Raw genomic sequence first — 16,600 nt, 5'->3', positions numbered from 1 at the left:
CTTTTCGGCGTCGAACTCCGGCTCGTCCTTGATGCCCATCATGTGCGGCGCCGAGGGGCCATAGATGTCGGCGTCCAGCAGGCCCGCCTTCAGGCCGAGGTGCGCGAAGGCCGCCGCCAAGTTCACCGCCACGGTCGATTTGCCGACCCCGCCCTTGCCGCTGGCGATGGCGATCACCTTGCCGACGAAGGCCGGACGCACCGCCTCGGCCATCGGCGAGAGCCTGGCCTGGGGGTCCTCCTGCACCCGCGCGGCGCGGCGCGGCGAGACCTTGAGCTGCGGGGCGGCGGTCTCGGCGGTGAGCACCACCTGGGCGGTCTCGACACCGGGCACGGCGGCCAGCGCGCGTTCGGCGGCATCGCGCACCGGCGCGTAGAGCGGGGTGTCGGCCGCGGGGACCTCCAGCATGAACGCCGCCCGGCCGCCGCGGATCACCAGGCCGCGCACAAGGCCCGCGGCGGTCAGGCCCAGCCCCGACTTCGGGTCGGAAACGGCTTCGAGCGCGGCCAGGATGGCCGCCCGTTCGGGCGGGGTCGCGGAAATCGAGGGATTGCTCATGACGCCTTAAGCTTGCTTTGACCCGCATGGGGTCTCATATCCGGGGGACTGCGCCGGTTTACACGGCCGCTGCGCCTGGATCGACAACAACACGTTTTCAAGCAAAGACCGACCCGGCAGATGCCCTGGAACGACAACGCAAATCCCGGCCCCTGGGGCACGCCCCCGGGCGACGACGGCGACCGCAAGGACTCTCCGCAAAGGCGCCCCCAGGGAAACGGTCCGCGCGGGCCCAGATCCCCCGGCGGCCCTGACCTGGGCGCGGGTCTTGAACAGCTTCGCCAGAGACTCAACGAGATGTTCGGCGGCCGCGGGCCGGGCCAGGGCGTGCGCCCCGGCGCTGTGGCGGCCATCGCCGGCATCGCCTTCGCCCTGTGGGCGGCCTCGGGTTTCTACATCGTCCAGCCCAACGAGCAGGCGGTGGTGACCACCTTCGGCGCCTATTCCCGCTCCGAGGCGCCGGGCCTGCGCTATCACCTGCCGACCCCGTTCGAGCATGTCGAGAAGGTGGCGGTCACCACACTGAACCGCATCGACATCGGCGGCACGGGCACGCCGGACGGCGACGTGCCGCAGGAAAGCCTGATGCTGACCAGCGACGAGAACATCGTCGACCTGAACTTCAGCGTCACGTGGCGGGTCGCCGACGCCCCGCGCTTCCTTTTCGCCACCCGCAACCCCACTGAAGCGGTGAAGGCGGTCGCCGAGAGCGCCATGCGCGAGGTGATCGGCAAGACCGAGCTGAAGCCGATCCTCACCAATGGACGCGGCCAGGTGCAACTGGAGACGGCCGATCTGATGCAGAAGACGCTGGACCGCTGGGGCGCCGGCGTCAGCATCGTTGAGGTGCAGATCCGCACGGTCAACCCGCCGCAGGAGGCCGCCGCGGCGTTCCGGGACGTTCAGAGCGCCGAGCAGGACCAGGCCTCCGCCGTCAACGAGGCCAATGCCTACCGCAACCGCGTGGTCAACGAGGCCAAGGGCGACGCCGCCAAGATCGTCCAGTCCGCCCAGGGCTATCGCGAGCAGGCGGTGCGCACCGCCACCGGCGACGCCGCCCGTTTCAACTCGATCTACGCCGAATACCGGCGCGCGCCGCAGGCCACCCGCGAGCGGCTGTATCTGGAGACCATGGAGCGCGTCCTGGCCCGATCGAACAAGGTCATCGTGTCTGGCAAGGGCATCACCGCCCCGGTGATCCTGCCCCCGGACGTCTTCCGGCCCCGAGGCGCGACGGCCGCGCCGACGCCGCCCGCCGATACCCAGGCCGCCCCCGTCCAGCCCCAGCGCGGAGCCGCCCAATGAGCCGCTCCAGCCCCCTGATCGTCTATGCGGTGATCCTGTTCCTCGTCGCGATCGTCGCCGGCAACACCCTGTTCGTGGTCGAGCAGCGGCAGGAAGCCATTGTGCTGCGCCTCGGACAGCCGGTGCGGGTGATCCACGCGCCGGGGCAGCCCGGCGCCGGCCTCAACTTCAAGACGCCGTTCCTGGAGAACGTGATCAAGTTCGACCGCCGCAACCTGGCGCTCGAGGCCGATCAGGAAGAGATCACCGCCGCCGACCAGCAGAAGATCGTCGTCGACGCCTTCCTGCGCTACCGGATCTCCGATCCGCTGCAATACTACCGCACCCTGCACGACGAGACGACGGCGCAGGACCGGCTTGAGCGTCTGGTGAACTCCTCGCTGCGGCAGATCCTGGGCTCGACCAACACCCCCGACATCATCTCCGCCCGGCGCGACCAGCTGATGCAGCAGTCCCGGCTGGACGTCGAACGCCGCGCCAAGGCGTCGCGCCTCGGCATCGAGGTCATCGACCTGCGCATCAAGCGCGCCGACCTTCCGGCGGCCAACCAGGCCTCGGTCTACCGGCGCATGCAGACCCAGCGCCAGCAGATCGCGGCGCAGTACCGCGCTCAGGGCGAGCAGCAGAAGCGCGAAATCTTCGCCGCCGCCGACAAGGAGGTGGCGATCACTCTGGCCACCGCCCAGCAGGAAGGCGAGACCACCCGCGGCCAGGGCGATGCGCAACGCACACGCATCTTCGGCCAGGCCTTCGGCAAGGATCCGGGCTTCGCGGCCTTCTACCGCTCGATGCAGGCCTATCAGACGGGTCTTGGCCAGGGTGACGCGACCCTGATCCTGTCGCCCGACAGCGCCTTCTTCAAATATTTCGAGCAGGGCCCGAGCGGCGCCCGCCGCTGATGGCGCTGACCCTCGCGCGGCCGGCCATGGCGCACATGGCCTCGTTCGTCGCCGCCCTGCGCGAGGGCTATTCCCGCGACACGCTGCGCACGGAGACGCCCGAATCGATCGCCGCCATCGCCGACGATCCGGCCTGGTTCCTGCGCCAGACGCTGGATCCGCCGACCACCGTCGTCCTGCCCGACGGCGCCCTGGGCCAGCGTGTGCCCGAGACCGTGCTCTGGGGCGTCGAGGGCGATGAGTTCCTGGGCTCGGTTCACTTTCGCCACCACCTGAACGCCGTCCTCGAACAGTGGGGCGGCCATATCGGCTATGCCGTGCGGCCCTCGGCCCAAGGCCACGGCCTGGCCAGCGCCATGCTGGCCGGGATGCTGGACCATGTCCGCGCCCACCACTCAGAGCTCGACCGGGTGATGCTGACGGTAAACCTGAAGAACCCCGCCTCGGCGCGGGTCATCGAGAAGAACGGCGGGGTGGTCCGCGACGTCGTCCCCCACCCTTGGGTCCCCGGCGACGAGGGCCGCCGGTACTGGATTGACCTGAAATAACTCCCGGCGCTATCCGCGCTGCGCCGCCAACAGTTCGCGCACCTCGTGCAGGTCGCGGGCGATGCGGACGCAAAGGGTCTCCATCTCCTGGGTCGGGTCCAACATGTCCGGCACCATGATGGTCATCATCCCCGCCGAGGACGCCGAGCGGACGCCGTTGTGGCTGTCTTCCAGGGCCAGGCAGTCCGAGGCCGCGACCCCGAGCATCTCGGCGGCCTTCAGGTAGGGCTCGGGATGGGGCTTGCCGCGGGTCTGTAGATCGCGCGTGACCAGGGCTCCAAAGCGCTCGACAAGGCCATGCGGACCGAGGTTTCGCTGAACCGACGCCAGGCTGGACGACGTGGCGATGGCGCACGGCAGACCCGCCTTTTGGAGCTGGTCGAGGATCTCGACCACACCCGCCTTCAGGGCGACTCCGGCGGCCATCTGCGCCTTGGCGTGGACACGCACCGCCTTAGACCAGGCGTCCAGGTCGAAGCCTTGACCGAAATGCTCCACCACGATCAGGTCGCTGGCGGCGTCCTGCAGGCCCACCATCCGCTGGAAGACCGCGAAGGGCAGGTCCGCGCCGATCCCTTCAGAGGCCTGCTGCATGGCGCGGAAGATCACCGTCTCGGTGTCCACCAAGAGGCCATCCATGTCGAAGACGACGGCCTTGACCTGACGCGGCAGGGTCATTCGGCGTCCATGACGAAGTCGCCGCGCTGATAGCCCTGGAAGTAGAGCAGCGCGGTCAGGTCGGCGTGGTCGATCCGCGCGTCGGCCTGGGCGGCGACGATCGGCTTGGCGCGATAGGCGATCCCCAGGCCCGCGGCCTCGATCATCGCCAGGTCGTTGGCCCCGTCGCCGATGGCCAGCGTCGCCGACAGCGGGAGGCCGAGGGCGGCGGCTTCCTCTGTGAGCGCCGCCAGCTTGGCCTCGCGCCCGAGGATCGGATCGCCGACCAGGCCGGTGAGCGCGCCCGCCGCCTCGCCCAGCGTGTTGGCCCGCTCGGCGTGGAAGCCCGCGGCCGCGGCCACGCGGGACGTGAAATAGCTGAACCCGCCGGAGACCAGCAGGCAGCGCGCACCGTCGGCGGCCATGGTCCGCACCAGGGTCCGCGCGCCGGGATTGAGCCGCACGCGCTCGTCATAGGCGGCCGCAAGCGCGGTGACCGGCAGACCCCTCAGCATCGCCACCCGCTCGCGCAGCGCGCCCTCGAAGGCCAGTTCGCCGCGCATGGCGCGCTCGGTGATCGCCGAGATCTCCGCCTTGAGACCCGCGAAGTCGGCCAGTTCGTCCAGGCATTCCACATTGATGATCGTCGAATCCATGTCGGCGACCAGCAGGCGCTTCCTGCGGCCCTCCAGCGGCTGCAGGCACCAGTCCAGCTGCTGGTCCGCCATCGGCCCGCGCAGCGCCACGCGCACGGCCGCTACATCGTCGGCTTCCAGGATCACGTCGGTCGCCGCGGCGTCGCCGGCGTCCAATTTGCGACTTTCCTTGCCGCGCGCGCCGACGCTGGCGAACACTTCGCGTAGGTTGACGCTGAAGGCCCCGGCATCGGGGGGCGCGACGAGGGTGAGCACGAGATCCATGGAGCCCCGCATCTGGCTGATCGCCGGACCCACCGCAAGCGGCAAGTCGGCCCTGGCCCTGCGACTGGCGGACGCGACCGGCGCGGAGATCGTCAACGCCGACTCGATGCAGCTCTATGCGGACCTGCGCCTGCTGAGCGCCCGGCCCTCGCCCGCGGAGGCGGCCCGGGCCCCGCACCACCTGTTCGGAACCGTTGACGCCGCGCAGGGGTGGTCGGCGGGCCGCTGGCTGCGCGCGGCGTCGGACCTGTTGGCGCAGATCGCCCGTCGCGGTCGCCCGGCCATCGTCGTCGGCGGCACAGGCCTCTATTTCCACGCCCTGACCCATGGCCTGGCCGAGATTCCTCCGGTTGCGGCCGAGCACCGGCGCCAGGCCCAGGCCGACTACGACCGGATGGGCGAGCCTGACTTCCGCGACCGGCTGGCCGCCCGCGATCCCGCCGCCGACGCCCGTATCGCGCCCGGCGACCGTCAGCGGCTGGTCCGGGCCTGGGAGGTCCTGGCCGCGACCGACACGCCGCTGACCGAATGGCAGTCCTTTGGCCAACCGACGCTCAAGGCCGGCGCCTGGCGGGCGGTGGCGCTGGAACCGCCGCGCGAGGCCCTCTACGCGCGCTGCGACGCCCGGCTGGCGGCCATGCTCGAGGCCGGCGCGCTTGACGAGGTCCGTGCGCTCGGCGCGCGAGATCTCGCGCCTGAACTTCCGGCGATGAAGGCCGTGGGGGTCCGCGAATTCGCCGCCCACCTGCGCGGCGAGATCTCGTTGGTCGACGCCCTGGCCGCCGCCCAGCGCCAGACCCGCCGCTACGCCAAACGCCAGATGACCTGGATGCGCGGCCAGATGGGCGACTGGCCGCGGCTGAGCGAAATCGAGCCGGACGCCCAATGGGGGCAGTTTGTTGCGCTCAACCCCGGCTTGACGCCCTAGGCGCGGCATGCGACATGCCTGATCCGTAATTTCCGAGGAAATCTCGTGCGCAGCAGTCTCGTACTCGTAGGGCGGCCCGCCGCGGTCTGACTTAAAGGTCAGCCCGTCAACGGTCGCTTTTGCCAGGCCCCCAGCGGGCCTTTTTTAATGTCCAAAAGTCCCCCAAAATCCGAGCCAGCCCCATGACCGCCCACCAGACGACCATCGAAGCAGAAGCGACCACCACTCTCTCCGGCGCGGAGATGGTCGTGCGCGCCCTCGTCGATCAGGGTGTCGATGTGCTGTTCGGCTATCCGGGCGGCGCGGTGCTGCCGATCTATGACGCTCTGTTCGCAGAGCCGCGCCTGAAGCATGTCCTGGTCCGTCACGAGCAGGGCGCGACCCACGCGGCGGAGGGCTATGCGCGCTCCACCGGCAAACCCGGCGTGGTGCTGGTCACCTCCGGCCCCGGGGCCACCAATGCGGTGACCGGCATCGTCGACGCCCTGATGGACTCGATCCCGCTGATCGTCATCACCGGCCAGGTCGCCACCCACCTGATCGGCACCGACGCCTTCCAGGAATGCGACACCATCGGCATCACCCGGCCCTGCACCAAGCACAACTATCTGGTGAAGGACGTCGCCGACCTACCGCGCGTCCTGCACGAGGCCTTCCACATCGCCACGTCCGGGCGCCCCGGCCCGGTGGTCATCGACATTCCCAAGGATGTGCAGTTCGCCAAGGGGACTTATCAGGGTCCGACCGAGGTCAAGCACGCCCACAACTACAACCCACGCACCAAGGGGGACCCCGGGCGCATCGCCGAAGCTGTGGCGATGATCGCCGGGGCTCGGCGGCCGATCCTCTATACGGGCGGCGGCGTGATCAACGCCGGACCGGAAGCATCCCGGCTGCTGCGCGAGCTCGCCGCCCTGACCGGAGCGCCGGTGACCTCGACCCTGATGGGCCTGGGCGCGTTCCCCGCGTCGGACCCCCAATGGCTGGGGATGCTCGGCATGCACGGCGCCTTCGAGGCCAACCATGCGATGCACGACTGCGACGTGATGGTGGCCATCGGCGCGCGCTTCGACGACCGGGTGACCGGGCGGCTGGACGCCTTCTCGCCGGGCTCGCGCAAGATCCACATCGACATCGACGCCTCGTCGATCGGCAAGAACGTGCGCACCGACATCGGCATCGTCGGGGACGCGGGCAGCATTCTGGCCGATATGATCGGAGTCTGGAAACAGCGGAACCTGAAGCCCGACAAGGCCGCGCTGGCCGGCTGGTGGACGCAGATCGACGCGTGGCGGGCCCGCAAGGGCTTTGCCTATGCGCCGGACAAGACCCTGATCAAGCCGCAGTACGCGATCCAGCGGCTCTATGAGCTGACCAGGGGGCAGGACGTCTACATCACCACCGAGGTCGGCCAGCACCAGATGTGGGCCGCCCAGTTCTTCCACTTCGAGGAGCCCAACCGCTGGATGACCTCCGGCGGCCTGGGCACCATGGGCTATGGCCTGCCCGCCGCCGTCGGCGTGCAGATGGCCCACCCAGACGCCCTGGTCATCGACATCGCCGGCGACGCCTCCGTGCAGATGACCATGCAGGAGATGTCGACGGCGGTGCAGCACGACCTGCCGATCAAGATCTTCATCCTCAACAACGAATGGATGGGGATGGTGCGCCAATGGCAGCAGCTGCTGCACGGCGAGCGCTATTCGCACTCCTATTCCGACAGCCTGCCGGACTTCGTGAAACTGGCCGAGGCCTATGGCGGCGTCGGCTTCCGCGCCGAACACCCCGACGAGCTGGACGACAAGATCCGCGAGATGATCGCGGTCAAGAAGCCGGTGCTGTTCGACTGCCGGGTGACCAAGCAGGAAAACTGCTTCCCGATGATCGTCTCCGGCAAGGCGCACAACGAGATGACCCTGGGCGACGAAGGCGCCGACCTCGGCGTGCTGGTCTCCGAGGCGGGCAAGCGGCTGGTGTGAGCCGCGCCACCCCTGCCACCCTGGCGCTTGACCGCGCCGGCGTCGCCTATGCGCTGGCGACCTATGACTACGACCCGAACGCCGAGCGCATCGGGATCCAGGCGGCCCAGGCGCTGGGGGCGGCGCCCGGCGAGGTTCTGAAGACCCTGATCGTCAGGGCCGACGGCCGGCCGGCCTGCGTCGTCCTGGCGTCCGACCGCGAGGTGTCGATGAAGCGGCTGGCGGCGGCGCTGAAGGCCAAGGCCTGCGCGATGATGGCGCCGGTCGAGGCCGAACGGATCACCGGTTATCGGGTGGGCGGGGTCAGCCCGTTCGGCCAGAAAAGGCGACTGCCGACGGTGATCGACGCCGCGGCTGCCGCCTTGCCGCAAGCCTTCGTCAACGCCGGGCAGCGGGGGCTGCAGGCCCGCCTGGCGCCCAGCGACCTGGTCCGCGCGCTGGACGCCCTCGTGGCGACGGTGACATGAGCGGCGCGCCCGCGCCGGCGCGATGGCTGCTGATCGCCGCGGTCGTCGCGGGGGCCAGCTACCTGGCGTCGTGGGGCCTGCCGCTGGCCCCGCCGCCGGCCATCGCCTGGAAGGGTGCGGGGGTGACGCTGCTCGCCCTCTACGCCGCGGCGCGGGCCCGGAGCCTGGATGGATGGCTGCTCTGCGCGGTGATGGCCTTCGGCGCGATGGGCGACATGCTGCTGGAGATCGCCGGCCTGACCCTCGGCGCGCTTGCCTTCCTCGCCGGCCACGGGGTCGCCATCGGCCTCTACTGGCGCAACCGCCGCCCGAGCCCCGGCCGATTGGCGCTGCTGCTGGTTCCCGCGACGGTGATCGTCGCCTTCCTGCTGCCCGCCGACCGCGCCAGCGCGCCGGGCGTGGCGGTCTATGCCCTTGGTCTGTCGCTGATGGCGGTCTGCGCCTGGACCAGCCGGTTTCCCCGCTCAAGGGTCGGCGCGGGCGCGCTGATGTTCCTGGTGTCCGACCTGCTGATCTTTGCCCGCGCCGGCCCGCTGCACGGCCAGGCCTGGGTCGGGTTCGTCATCTGGGGGCTCTATTTCGCCGGCCAGGCGCTGATCGCGGTCGGCGTGACCGACACCCTGTCGGGTCGAACCGTCAGGTCTTGAGCCGCATCTGGCCCAGATAGTCGCGCTTGCCCAGGCGAACGCCCTTGCTGCGCAGGATGTCGTAGGCGGTGGTCGCGTGGAAATGCAGGTTGGGCAGGGAGAACGACATCAGGAACGCTTCCACCGTGAACGGCATCCGCAGCTCGCCCATCTCGAAAAACATCTCGCGGCCCTCCAGGGCGTTCACCGCGTCGGGCGTCAGGGCCTTCAGCCCGTCGCGGGCCCCGGCCACCAGCGCCTGCAGGCCGGCATAGTCGAGGGGCTCGATCTGGGTCGGCGGCCGGAATACGCCCGCCTGGGCGCCCTCGATCGCCCCCAGGGAATGGTGCGCCACCGAGATCACCTGGAAGCGGAACGGCAGCATGGTCTCGATGAGCCGGGTCGCCACGATGCTCTCCGGGTCGACGCCATTTTCCTGGCAGTGTGTCAGGCCGCGATCGAGGAAGCCGGAGACCCCGCCCAGCACCTGCAGGAATGACGTCACGCTGACGTCGTAGAGGGATATCGCCATGGGTCCGCGCCTTTTGAAACCGGGTTCGTCGCCACCCTGACCGCCGCCCCCAGCGGAAGCCAACGGAATTTCGCGAAGGCTCAGCGCGCGCCCAGCCGCACCATGACTTCGCGCGGGATGTCGTAATGGGCGACCACCGCGGCGCGGTCGCGCAGGCCCAACACCTCGCGCTGCACGAGAAAGCACCAGACCGCGTCGGCCGCGGCCCTCAGCGCCTGGGCGCGGCCCTCGCCCTCGTGAGCCTTCAGCGCCAGCAGCGCGGCCTCGGCCTTGCGGCCCATCCGGCCCAGCGCGGCGGCCTGTTCCTCCATCAGCTCATGGCGAAGCGCCGCCTCGGCGGTGTCGGACCCGAGGCGGTTCAGCAGGGACTGGGGCATGCGGAGCGAGGACATGGCCTGCCATGTTGGCGCGGCTCGGCGGCGGCGCAAGCTTTGCGGTTGACCGACAATCGATGTTCCTTAAATGTTCCATTTGAAGCTGGAGGACAACATGTTCAAGCGGCTATGGGACGCCTGGAGAAAGCGTGATCTGGCCCAACGCGTTCGATGCGATGGATGGACCGGCATCTATGTCGGCGACTACTCCACCGCGCCGACCTGGGCCTACACTATTGGATTCCGCAGTTCCTTAGGCTCGCCCGAAATCGTTGTTTTCGACCTTCCCCGGCGCTCAGCGGACGGGGTATTCCAAGAAGTCTTCCGCCAGCTCACCGCAGGTGAGACCGTCCTTGCTGATGGGAAGCCCTGGAAGCCCGAAGAGCCAGGACGGTTCGTCTGGCGCAAGGTGCATCCCGGCCGCTTCGTGGATGACGAAGAACCCTGGCTGGGGATCTCCGTCACCATCGACGCCATGATGAATTCTTCCGCCGAGGATTTCGAAGCTTATCAGTTGGTGCTCAGCGACGCTGATGGCCGACTGCCGTGGGAGGCCGGCTACGACGAGAGGCTTCGCCCGCGACAGCGCGCCCTCTACGATGCGGCGTAGAAGAACCGTTCCTCGGCGATCTTGCCGCCGCGAACGGTATAGACGCCCATCTCGTCCATGGTCATCCGCTGGCCGCTGGCCTTGGGGGTCACGTCCATCCTGAAGCGGACCACAAACTGGTCGCCGTTGACGTAGGGCCCTTCGACCTCAACGCCGTGGATGTCGTGGTTGGCCTGCCACCACGCGCCCTTGCCGCGCGCGGCGTCGATGCCGCGGCTCTCGGGACTGTCGCCCATGGGCTCGACGCTGAGCACGTCGTGGGCCCAGTATTTCTCGCCGCTCTCGGCGAACTTGCCCTGCCGGCACAGCGCGACCAGATCGTTGGCGATGTCTTGAGTGCTCATGGCCTCTTCTCCTGCGGGAGCCCCGACACTACCCCCACTTCATGACAGCGTGCTGGCAGCAGCCGGCGACGAGGCTATAAGACCGCCATGACCGACGTCCAGCCCGCCTCCGTCTATGACCTCGCCCACAAGGAGGAAGCCGAAAGCCTGGCGACCTTCGCCGTGCTGGTGGACAACGAACCTGGAGTGCTGCACCGCCTGGTCGGCCTGTTCGCGGCGCGCGGCTACAACATCGAGAGCCTGACGGTCGCCGAGACCGACCGCAAGGCCCACACCTCGCGCGTGACCATCGTCACCCGCGGCACGCTGCACGTGCTGGGCCAGATCGAGGCCCAGCTGCAGAAGATGGTCTCCACGCGCCACGTCCAGGACGTCACCCGCGACCCCAACGGCCTGGAACGCGAGCTGGCCCTGGTGAAGGTCGCGGGGACCGGCCCCGACCGGGTCGAGGCCCTGCGCGTCGCCGATATTTTCCGCGCCAAGGTCATCGACACCACCCACCAGAGCTTCGTCTTCGAACTCACCGGCGCGCCGTCCAAGATCGACAAGTTCACCGACCTGATGCGGCCGCTGGGCCTGGTGGAGGTCTCCCGCACGGGCGTGCTGTCGATCCAGCGTGGCGTCGAGGTTCTCTAGGCGGTCTGCGCTCCGCCGGCGGCCATGTCCGCCAGCACGCGCCGCCGCACGAAGACGCGGATCGTGAGGTACTGCACCGCGAACAGCGCGATCTTCGAGGCCAGCGGCACAACCGCGATGAATGCCGGCCATTTGTCAGGCGCCAGCACGGCGACCGCGAGGTTGGCCAAAGCGGTGGCGAACATCAGCCCCGCCCAGACATAGCCGAACGCGACCATCATCGGTTCGGCGCGCCCCCTGGCGATGGGCGGAAGGTAGCGCAGCATCCAGCCGCGCTTCAACATCACGGCGCCGATGGCGGTGTAGATGATCGTCGGCTTGGCCATCAGGAAGCGCGGATCGTTGGTCACCAGACCCAGCGTTCCGAACACCACGACCAGGCCCAGCGAAGCCCATTGCAGCTGGTCGACCTTGCGCTTCAGATAGCGCTGCAGCGCCACCTGGGCGATGCCAATCACCAGCGCCGCGCCGGTGGCGGCGCGCACATCGACCTTCATGGCAATCAGCACGGCGAAGATGATCGTCGGAAAGAAGTCGGAGACCAGCGGACGGACCGCGGCGAGCAGGTTGTTCATGGGAAAATTCCAGGGAAATCCAATGCTCGGAGCCTAGCGAGCGGCGGCTCGACGCCCCCCGCTGACGAACCCGTCCTGGCGATTGACGCAAAACGCCCCGCCGCCGGCGCTTCGCCAACAGACGGCGCTTCAGTTCTTAACCCCCAGGGCCTATATTGGCCGGGTCAGGGCTTGCTCTGACTATGGAGATAAACGCGCACGCAATAAGCGGACTGGACCCGGGTGCGATTCCCGGCGGCTCCACCATTCGTCCTTCGGGTATCGCCTGGGACCATGGGGCCGATCAGCATCGACAGACGTCTAAAGGTGTTGCTTTCTCTCGGCCTGACCCACCGTTCCGGGTTTTAAACTAACTGCGAACGATAACTTCGCTGGAGAACTCCGCCTGGCCGCGTAAGCGGTTCGACGGTTCTCAACCTAAGCCCTAGGGGTTCAGATCCCTAGGCGGGGCCCGGAGGGCGCCTGCCAACAGAAGCCCTCCACCTAACTCCGATGTCCCTGTCAGCGCTGCCTTGCACATGGCGGCGCAGGCGCTACCTTTGCAGCACGCGTTCGCTCGGAGACCCCATGGCCCAGGACCCGCCGGCCCAGGACTTGATGCACTATGAGGCGATGGCCCAGGACGCGCTGCGTGGGGTGGTCAAGGCCGCGCTGAAGCGCGCCGCCGAGCCCCAAGGCCTGCCCGGCGCGCACCACTTCTACGTCACCTTCAAGACCGAGGCGCCGGGGGTCTCCGGCCCGATCGACCTGCTGGGCAAATATCCCGACGAGATGACCATCGTGCTGCAGCACCAGTATTGGGACCTGGCGCCGGGCGAGACCTTCTTTTCGATCACCCTGCAGTTTGGTGGCCAGCCCAAGCGGCTGAGCGTGCCCTACGCCGCCGTCACCCGCTTCTACGATCCCAGCGTGCAGTTCCTGCTGCAGTTCGAGCCTCCGGCCGCCGCGGACGACAAGACCGCCGAGCCGCAGGCCAAGGTCGCCCCGCAAGCCGAGGCGCCGGCGGCCGACGGCGAGGCCAAGATCGTCTCCCTCGACCAGTTCCGCAAGAAATGAGCCGCCCCGCATGAGCGAGACCGCGACCCCGGCGCCGCAGGCCCAGACGCCTGAGCCGCTCACCGACGAGGCCATCCTGGCGCGCTTCCAGCGCACCCGCAACCAGCCCACGGGTTCGCAGACCCTCGGCTTCCGCATGGTCTCGGTGAGCCAGGCGACCATGACCGTCGAGGTCGCCTTCGAGGCCCGGGCCGAGTTGCTGCTGAACCCGATGAAGCAGATCCAAGGCGGCTATCTCTGCGCCATGCTGGACGAGTGTATGAGCGTCGCCTGCATGGTGGCGTCTGGGATGACGGCCGTGGCGCCGACGCTGGAAATGAAGACCAGCTTCTTCCGTCCCGCCCTGCCCGGAACCCTGCGCGGCGTCGGGCGGGTGGCCAAGTGGGGGCGCAAGGTGGCCTTCACCGAGGGCGAGATTTACGACGCCGACGGCAAGCTGCTGGCCAAGGCCACGGGCACGGCGATCCCGACGCCGTTCCAGACCTACAAGACCTAAGCGCGATGCGGCGGCTGGCGCGCCTGGCCTGGCTGATCTGCGCCCTGTGCCTGGTCGGGGCCGCGCCGGCCGCGGCGGATGGGGCCTTCAGCGACTGGACCGCCGTGATCGTCGCCGGGGACTGGCACGCCCACTCCGGCGGCCCTTCGGAAGCCTTCGACAACGCGCGGCGCGACGTCTCGCTAGCCTTTGAGCGCGCCGGATTCGAGCGCGCGAACCTGCGGGAATTCTCAGTGCGGCCGGACCACTACAAGAACCCCAACCCGGAGAAGTCGGCGCCGCAGGCGATCTACAACGCGCTGGCCGAGCTGACGGCGCGGGCGACCGGCGGTTGCCTGGTCTATTTCAGCTCGCATGGGGCGCCCCAGGGCGTGGTCATCGACCAGCAGTTCCTGCCGCCCGGGGTGCTGGCCAGGATGCTGGACACCACCTGTGGCAAGCGCCCGACCGTGGTGATCGTGTCGGCCTGCTTTTCCGGGGTCTTCGTGCCGGCGCTCGCCGGCGCCAACCGCATGGTGCTGACCGCCGCGCGGCCCGATCGCAGTTCTTTCGGTTGTGGCGAGGCTGACAAATATCCCTATTTCGACCAGTGCATCCTGGAATCGCTGCCGGGAGCCACGGATTTCGCGGTGCTGGGTCGAACGGTGCAGGGCTGCGTCGCCACCCGCGAGACCAAGGAGGGCATGAAGCCGCCGTCGGAGCCTCAGCTGTTCATCGGCCCGCAGCTGAAACCCCTGCTGCCGCTCTATTCCCTGGCCGCGCCGGTCCCCAAGCAGAACTAGAAGTGCGCCCCTCGGCGGGCCTTGGAATGAACCGCCGCGGCGCCCTACAAGCGGGTGAGCGCCTTGCTCGGCCTGGGTAGTCCTATGCGCTCCATCCTCTACGCCGCCGCCGCCGCTCTGGCGCTGTCGCTCGCCCCCGCCTTCGGCGTCGCCCAGGATGAGCCGCCGGCGCCTGGCCAATCCGCGCCTGGCCAATCCGCGCCTGCCCGGTCCGCGCCCGCCGTCGCCGCGGCGACGCTCGCGGCGCGGCCCCCGGGGCCTTCCGCCCTGACCGCCCCGAACCCCGCCGCGCCGGGCGCCCGGCTGTCGCCCGGCCAACCCATGCCGCCTCTCGAACTCGAGGCGTTCGTCGATGGCCTGATGAAGGACGCCATGGCCCGCGAGCACATCGCCGGCGCCGCGGTCTCGATCGTCCAGAACGGCCAGATGGTCTTCAACAAGGGCTATGGCTTCGCGGGCCTGGCCCCGCGGCGCGCGGTCGATCCGGATCGCACGCTGTTCCGCATCGGATCGATCTCCAAGACCTTCACCTGGATCGCGGTGATGAAGGAGGTCGAGGCCGGCCGGATGCGGCTCAACCAGCCGGTGAACCTGTATCTGCCGGAAAAGGTGCAGGTGAGGGACCAGGGCTATGACCAGCCGGTGCGGGTCGCCAACCTGATGGATCATTCCGCCGGCTTCGAGGACCGCGCGTTGGGGCAGCTCTTCGAACGCAACTACGACCGGGTGCGCCCGCTCGACCTGTATCTGCGCCAGGAGCGGCCCAGGCGGGTGCATGCGCCCGGCGCCGTCGCCAGCTATTCGAACTATGGCGCGGCGCTGGCCGGCGAGGCGGTGACCTACACTTCCGGACGGCCCTTCGAGCGGCTGATCGAGGACGAAATCCTGCTGCCGCTGGGCATGGCCCACACCACGTTTCGCGAGGCGCACGGCGTGCGCCGGGGCCTGCCCGGGCCCATGCCGGCCGCCCTCGTTCCCGATATCGCCGACGGCTACCGCTGGACGCCGGTGGGGTTCGAGCGACGAGACTACGAATTCATCGGCCAGATCGCCCCGGCCGGCGCGGCCTCAAGCACCGCCGGCGACATGGCGCGCTACATGCTGATGCAACTGGGCGACGGCCAGTACGGCGGGGCCACGGTCTATGGGGCCCTGGCGGCCCGGGCCTTCCGCGAGCCGCTGCGGAAGACCCCGACGGGCATCAACGGCTGGGCCCATGGCTTCATGGTCTCCGACCTGTCCGGCGGTCACCGCGGCTACGGGCACGGCGGGGCGACCCAATCCTTCATGTCCAACATGGTGATCGCGCCGGACCTGGGCCTGGGTGTCTTCATCGCCACCAACACCGACACCGGCCGGCCGCTGGTCGAGCGCCTGCCCGATCAGCTGGTGCAGTATTTCTATGCTGCGCCGCAGGTCTTTCCGCGATCCGGCTCGCCGGACCTGGCCCGGCGCCGGAGTGACTTCGCCGGCTATTTTCTGTCGACCCGCCGCGCCTATTCCGGCCTCGAAGGGTTCCTGACCCAACTGCACGGCGGCCTCCGCGCCGACGTCACACGCGATGGGCGGCTGGTCACCGACGATGGCGACCAGACCCATACCTGGGTTCCCGAGGGACGGCTGGACGACGCGCGGTTCATCGCCACGCAAGGCGCGGGACGGATCGCGTTCGACATGGCCGACGGGCGCGCCACCGCCCTGCGCACGGCCAGCGGAACCCAGCTCTTCGAACGCGCGCCCGTCTGGAAGCAGCCCGCCGCGCTGGGGCTGCTGGCCGGGCTGACGGCCGCCGCGGCCCTGGCGACCCTCGGCGGGGTCGCGGTGCGCAATCGCCGCGAGTTCCGTGAGAATCAGATTCAGTCCCGCGCCAGCCTGGTGCAGAACATCCAGGCCGTGCTCTGGCTGCTCGCCCTGGCGCTGTTCGGCCTGTGGACGTCAAAGACCGACGACATCGCCCTGGTGATGTACCGCTGGCCCGGAGCCCTGCTGGTCATCGCCTCGGCCTCGGCCCTGGTGGCGGCGTGCCTGACCGTGATTACCCTGCTGGCCCTGCCCGCCATCTCGCGCGGTGGGCGCCGGGTGGATTCCTGGACGCACCTGCGGAAGGTCTATTTCAGCGTCACGGTGCTGATCTACGCGGCCTTTTCGGTGGTGTTGGCGCTGTGGGGCGCGCTCAGCCCCTGGAGCGGCTGACCGGCAAGCTCAAGCTGGCCCGCATCTAAACTCCGCGTTTACCAAGCACTGGGTAAATCCTGCCTAGCGGGGGGCGAAATGTGCGCGTCCGCCATGCGTGGTCTGCGGAAGGACG

General features: G+C 69.1%; 20 protein-coding genes and 1 other RNA gene. 14 read left to right on the top strand and 7 right to left on the bottom strand.

Annotation, left to right across the window (positions count from 1 at the left end):
* On the bottom strand, positions 1-558 hold a 558-nt coding region (locus RMN86_RS09165), incomplete at its 3' end, for a P-loop NTPase (protein ID WP_309605532.1).
* 297 nt (positions 559-855) lie between these two features.
* Here RMN86_RS09165 and hflK point away from each other — a divergent pair.
* The 3 genes from hflK to RMN86_RS09150 are packed head-to-tail and all read left to right on the top strand — an operon-like array spanning position 856 to position 3,310.
* The gene (gene hflK / locus RMN86_RS09160) at positions 856-1,863 is read left to right on the top strand and encodes an FtsH protease activity modulator HflK (RefSeq protein WP_405041336.1); all 1,008 of its coding nucleotides are present in this window, start codon (positions 856-858) and stop codon (positions 1,861-1,863) included.
* Positions 1,860-2,762, top strand: a complete 903-nt coding sequence (locus RMN86_RS09155; protein ID WP_309605530.1) for a protease modulator HflC — start codon at positions 1,860-1,862, stop codon at positions 2,760-2,762. The genes hflK and RMN86_RS09155 overlap by 4 nt, the downstream gene beginning before the upstream one ends.
* Positions 2,762-3,310 (top strand): GNAT family N-acetyltransferase, encoded by a 549-nt coding sequence (locus RMN86_RS09150; protein ID WP_309605529.1) that lies wholly within the window; start codon positions 2,762-2,764, stop codon positions 3,308-3,310. Before RMN86_RS09155 ends, RMN86_RS09150 begins: the two co-directional genes overlap by 1 nt.
* Before the next feature lie 9 nt (positions 3,311-3,319).
* On the opposite strand, the gene RMN86_RS09145 is transcribed toward RMN86_RS09150, so the two are convergent.
* Complete coding sequence (locus tag RMN86_RS09145) at positions 3,320-3,988, bottom strand: HAD family phosphatase (protein ID WP_309605528.1); 669 nt, start codon at positions 3,986-3,988, stop codon at positions 3,320-3,322.
* Positions 3,985-4,887: a phosphoserine phosphatase SerB gene (gene serB, locus RMN86_RS09140; RefSeq protein WP_309605527.1), complete on the bottom strand. Its 903-nt coding sequence runs from the start codon at positions 4,885-4,887 to the stop codon at positions 3,985-3,987. Before serB ends, RMN86_RS09145 begins: the two co-directional genes overlap by 4 nt.
* On the opposite strand from serB, the gene miaA reads away from it, so the two are divergent.
* From miaA to RMN86_RS09120, 4 genes are all read left to right on the top strand, one after another.
* Positions 4,886-5,815 carry a tRNA (adenosine(37)-N6)-dimethylallyltransferase MiaA gene (gene miaA / locus RMN86_RS09135; RefSeq protein ID WP_309605533.1) on the top strand — a complete coding sequence of 310 codons (930 nt, stop codon included), beginning with the start codon at positions 4,886-4,888 and terminating at the stop codon, positions 5,813-5,815. The two genes, serB and miaA, sit on opposite strands and share 2 nt — an antisense overlap.
* A gap of 182 nt (positions 5,816-5,997) precedes the next feature.
* Positions 5,998-7,794, top strand: coding sequence for an acetolactate synthase 3 large subunit (locus RMN86_RS09130; protein ID WP_309605526.1), 1,797 nt, complete (start codon positions 5,998-6,000; stop codon positions 7,792-7,794).
* Positions 7,791-8,261, top strand: a complete 471-nt coding sequence (gene ybaK / locus RMN86_RS09125; RefSeq protein WP_309605525.1) for a Cys-tRNA(Pro) deacylase — start codon at positions 7,791-7,793, stop codon at positions 8,259-8,261. Before RMN86_RS09130 ends, ybaK begins: the two co-directional genes overlap by 4 nt.
* The gene (locus RMN86_RS09120) at positions 8,258-8,908 is read left to right on the top strand and encodes a lysoplasmalogenase family protein (protein ID WP_309605524.1); all 651 of its coding nucleotides are present in this window, start codon (positions 8,258-8,260) and stop codon (positions 8,906-8,908) included. The genes ybaK and RMN86_RS09120 overlap by 4 nt, the downstream gene beginning before the upstream one ends.
* On the opposite strand, the gene RMN86_RS09115 is transcribed toward RMN86_RS09120, so the two are convergent.
* Positions 8,898-9,419: a DUF1993 domain-containing protein gene (locus RMN86_RS09115; RefSeq protein ID WP_309605523.1), complete on the bottom strand. Its 522-nt coding sequence runs from the start codon at positions 9,417-9,419 to the stop codon at positions 8,898-8,900. The genes RMN86_RS09120 and RMN86_RS09115 overlap by 11 nt on opposite strands.
* A gap of 80 nt (positions 9,420-9,499) precedes the next feature.
* Positions 9,500-9,796: a DUF6665 family protein gene (locus RMN86_RS09110; protein ID WP_309605522.1), complete on the bottom strand. Its 297-nt coding sequence runs from the start codon at positions 9,794-9,796 to the stop codon at positions 9,500-9,502.
* An 85-nt stretch (positions 9,797-9,881) separates the two neighbouring features.
* On the opposite strand from RMN86_RS09110, the gene RMN86_RS09105 reads away from it, so the two are divergent.
* A complete protein-coding gene (locus RMN86_RS09105; RefSeq protein ID WP_309605521.1) occupies positions 9,882-10,403 on the top strand; it encodes a DUF4262 domain-containing protein in 522 nt (173 codons plus the stop codon).
* Here the strand turns inward: RMN86_RS09105 and RMN86_RS09100 are convergent.
* Positions 10,388-10,747: a nuclear transport factor 2 family protein gene (locus RMN86_RS09100; RefSeq protein WP_309605520.1), complete on the bottom strand. Its 360-nt coding sequence runs from the start codon at positions 10,745-10,747 to the stop codon at positions 10,388-10,390. The two genes, RMN86_RS09105 and RMN86_RS09100, sit on opposite strands and share 16 nt — an antisense overlap.
* Positions 10,748-10,834: 87 nt before the next feature.
* Between RMN86_RS09100 and ilvN the strand changes: the two genes are divergently transcribed.
* A complete protein-coding gene (gene ilvN / locus RMN86_RS09095) occupies positions 10,835-11,383 on the top strand; it encodes an acetolactate synthase small subunit (protein ID WP_309605519.1) in 549 nt (182 codons plus the stop codon).
* Here the strand turns inward: ilvN and RMN86_RS09090 are convergent.
* A complete protein-coding gene (locus tag RMN86_RS09090) occupies positions 11,380-11,958 on the bottom strand; it encodes a septation protein IspZ (RefSeq protein WP_309605518.1) in 579 nt (192 codons plus the stop codon). The genes ilvN and RMN86_RS09090 overlap by 4 nt on opposite strands.
* Before the next feature lie 124 nt (positions 11,959-12,082).
* On the opposite strand from RMN86_RS09090, the gene ssrA reads away from it, so the two are divergent.
* From ssrA to RMN86_RS09065, 5 genes are all read left to right on the top strand, one after another.
* Positions 12,083-12,442: a transfer-messenger RNA gene (gene ssrA, locus RMN86_RS09085) on the top strand.
* Positions 12,443-12,525: 83 nt separating this feature from the next.
* Positions 12,526-13,014, top strand: coding sequence for a ClpXP protease specificity-enhancing factor SspB (locus tag RMN86_RS09080; protein ID WP_309605517.1), 489 nt, complete (start codon positions 12,526-12,528; stop codon positions 13,012-13,014).
* Between the two features lie 10 nt (positions 13,015-13,024).
* Positions 13,025-13,510, top strand: coding sequence for a PaaI family thioesterase (locus RMN86_RS09075; protein WP_309605516.1), 486 nt, complete (start codon positions 13,025-13,027; stop codon positions 13,508-13,510).
* 5 nt (positions 13,511-13,515) lie between these two features.
* Complete coding sequence (locus RMN86_RS09070; RefSeq protein WP_309605515.1) at positions 13,516-14,292, top strand: C13 family peptidase; 777 nt, start codon at positions 13,516-13,518, stop codon at positions 14,290-14,292.
* An 84-nt stretch (positions 14,293-14,376) separates the two neighbouring features.
* The gene (locus tag RMN86_RS09065; protein ID WP_309605514.1) at positions 14,377-16,485 is read left to right on the top strand and encodes a serine hydrolase domain-containing protein; all 2,109 of its coding nucleotides are present in this window, start codon (positions 14,377-14,379) and stop codon (positions 16,483-16,485) included.
* Positions 16,486-16,600: the final 115 nt, after the last annotated feature.

Source organism: Phenylobacterium sp., from assembly GCF_031360265.1.
Lineage (GTDB): Bacteria > Pseudomonadota > Alphaproteobacteria > Caulobacterales > Caulobacteraceae > Phenylobacterium.
This window is presented reverse-complemented; position numbering and strand designations above follow the sequence as displayed.

Coding starts and splice junctions, on each gene's coding strand:
- serB (WP_309605527.1), bottom strand. CDS start 4,887: ATGGATCTCGTGCTCACCCTCGTCGCGCCCCCCGATGCCGGGGCCTTC.
- RMN86_RS09145 (WP_309605528.1), bottom strand. CDS start 3,988: ATGACCCTGCCGCGTCAGGTCAAGGCCGTCGTCTTCGACATGGATGGC.
- ilvN (WP_309605519.1), top strand. CDS start 10,835: ATGACCGACGTCCAGCCCGCCTCCGTCTATGACCTCGCCCACAAGGAG.
- RMN86_RS09065 (WP_309605514.1), top strand. CDS start 14,377: ATGCGCTCCATCCTCTACGCCGCCGCCGCCGCTCTGGCGCTGTCGCTC.
- RMN86_RS09075 (WP_309605516.1), top strand. CDS start 13,025: ATGAGCGAGACCGCGACCCCGGCGCCGCAGGCCCAGACGCCTGAGCCG.
- RMN86_RS09120 (WP_309605524.1), top strand. CDS start 8,258: ATGAGCGGCGCGCCCGCGCCGGCGCGATGGCTGCTGATCGCCGCGGTC.
- RMN86_RS09130 (WP_309605526.1), top strand. CDS start 5,998: ATGACCGCCCACCAGACGACCATCGAAGCAGAAGCGACCACCACTCTC.
- RMN86_RS09090 (WP_309605518.1), bottom strand. CDS start 11,958: ATGAACAACCTGCTCGCCGCGGTCCGTCCGCTGGTCTCCGACTTCTTT.
- RMN86_RS09105 (WP_309605521.1), top strand. CDS start 9,882: ATGTTCCATTTGAAGCTGGAGGACAACATGTTCAAGCGGCTATGGGAC.
- RMN86_RS09155 (WP_309605530.1), top strand. CDS start 1,860: ATGAGCCGCTCCAGCCCCCTGATCGTCTATGCGGTGATCCTGTTCCTC.
- RMN86_RS09110 (WP_309605522.1), bottom strand. CDS start 9,796: ATGCCCCAGTCCCTGCTGAACCGCCTCGGGTCCGACACCGCCGAGGCG.
- RMN86_RS09070 (WP_309605515.1), top strand. CDS start 13,516: ATGCGGCGGCTGGCGCGCCTGGCCTGGCTGATCTGCGCCCTGTGCCTG.
- miaA (WP_309605533.1), top strand. CDS start 4,886: ATGGAGCCCCGCATCTGGCTGATCGCCGGACCCACCGCAAGCGGCAAG.
- RMN86_RS09080 (WP_309605517.1), top strand. CDS start 12,526: ATGGCCCAGGACCCGCCGGCCCAGGACTTGATGCACTATGAGGCGATG.
- RMN86_RS09100 (WP_309605520.1), bottom strand. CDS start 10,747: ATGAGCACTCAAGACATCGCCAACGATCTGGTCGCGCTGTGCCGGCAG.
- RMN86_RS09115 (WP_309605523.1), bottom strand. CDS start 9,419: ATGGCGATATCCCTCTACGACGTCAGCGTGACGTCATTCCTGCAGGTG.
- hflK (WP_405041336.1), top strand. CDS start 856: ATGTTCGGCGGCCGCGGGCCGGGCCAGGGCGTGCGCCCCGGCGCTGTG.
- RMN86_RS09150 (WP_309605529.1), top strand. CDS start 2,762: ATGGCGCTGACCCTCGCGCGGCCGGCCATGGCGCACATGGCCTCGTTC.